This is a genomic window from Azohydromonas australica DSM 1124, from assembly GCF_000430725.1.
Classification (GTDB): Bacteria; Pseudomonadota; Gammaproteobacteria; order Burkholderiales; family Burkholderiaceae_C; genus Azohydromonas; species Azohydromonas australica.
The window spans coordinates 1-1,251 of sequence record NZ_AUMO01000170.1 but is presented as its reverse complement, the minus strand read 5'-3'; the positions used below and the strand labels follow the sequence as shown (position 1 = coordinate 1,251).

Here is a 1,251-nt window from a genome sequence, read left to right as displayed (position 1 = left end):
CTCGCTGGCGACTACCTCGGCAGCACCGATTCCGTCCTTGTAGCTCACAGCCACCGTGATGGCCTTGCCCACCAGCGACTGGGTCAGCAACAGCTGCGAGCCGGTCGCCCCGTCGATGGGCTTGCCGTCAACCAGCCATTGGAAGCTCAGCGGGCCCATACCATCCTGGTCGGCCAGCGTGTGGGACACCGTGAGGGTCTGTCCTTGCACCGCAGAACCGTTGATGACCACCGAGCCCGTTGGCTCGTGGTTGACCCCGGCAACGACCTTTTCGTTGTATTCCTGTTCCTGTTCCTGGATCTTGCTGTCGAGCTGCTTCAGAACGGCATCGACATCAACGGACTGGCCTTGAGCAACCTGCTCGGCAATCGCCTTGACCGCGGTCTGCGACACCGAAGCCGCGGCCTTGGCTGCAGACAGCCGGGACACGGCCTCCGCATAGCCTGGGGCGTTGGAGTCGCCGGCGGCGATGATATGACGGGCTTCGGACAGGGACATCTCGCCCGGGTTCGCCACGTAGGCCTTGTCGATGGCCTGCATGGAGTGCTGGACCGCCTTGGCGAGCACCTCCGCCTTGGCCGGATCGCTCACCAGATTGGAAAAGACCTGCGTCGTGATCTGGTTCAGGTCGGTCGCGCCGCCTGCAATGGCTTGGCCCAACGCCTTGGCGGCATTGGCCAGCGCGGTGGCGGCGCCCACACCACCTTGCCCCGCCACCGCGGTGGCGGCTTGCAGCAGCGCGTAGGCCTTCTGCTGCGCCGCGAACAGCTGTTCGCCCAGCGCCGCGCCGGCGCCGCCCGCGTCCATGGCCGACACCGGATCGAACGTCAGCAGATCGATCGACGGATCAATACCCAGCGCGGCCTTGAGTTGCGCCTCGGTCAAGCCGGGGCTGAGCGCCAGCAGCGTGGTCAGCGGCGAGACGATGAGCTCGCCGCCCTGGCCCAGGTTGTCGGCATTCAGGAACAGCGCGCCAACGGCATTGCCGGTTTCGATGTCGATGCCGCCAGCCTCGATGACGATGCGACCCAGCGCCGTCTTCAGGAACCCGGTCAGCTCGAAACGGCCTTGCGCGTCGGTGGTCGTCCAGGCCTCGTCGGCGTCCCACACGCCGTCGCCGTCCGCGTCGTAGAAGACCTTGGCGTCTTTGACGTAGCCATCGACCGCGCGGCCGCCTACCTGCAGGGTGGGTTCGGGTGTCGGTTCCGGCGTGGGCGTGGGCGTGGGGCTCGGTTCCGGCGTGGGCGTGGG

Annotated in this window: 1 protein-coding gene; it reads right to left on the bottom strand. The window is 67.0% G+C overall.

What is annotated here, in order from left to right; genetic code table 11:
• Nucleotides 1-1,110, bottom strand: a 1,110-nt coding sequence (locus tag H537_RS44255) for a hypothetical protein (RefSeq protein WP_211235043.1), incomplete at its 3' end; no start/stop codon positions are given.
• Nucleotides 1,111-1,251: the final 141 nt, after the last annotated feature.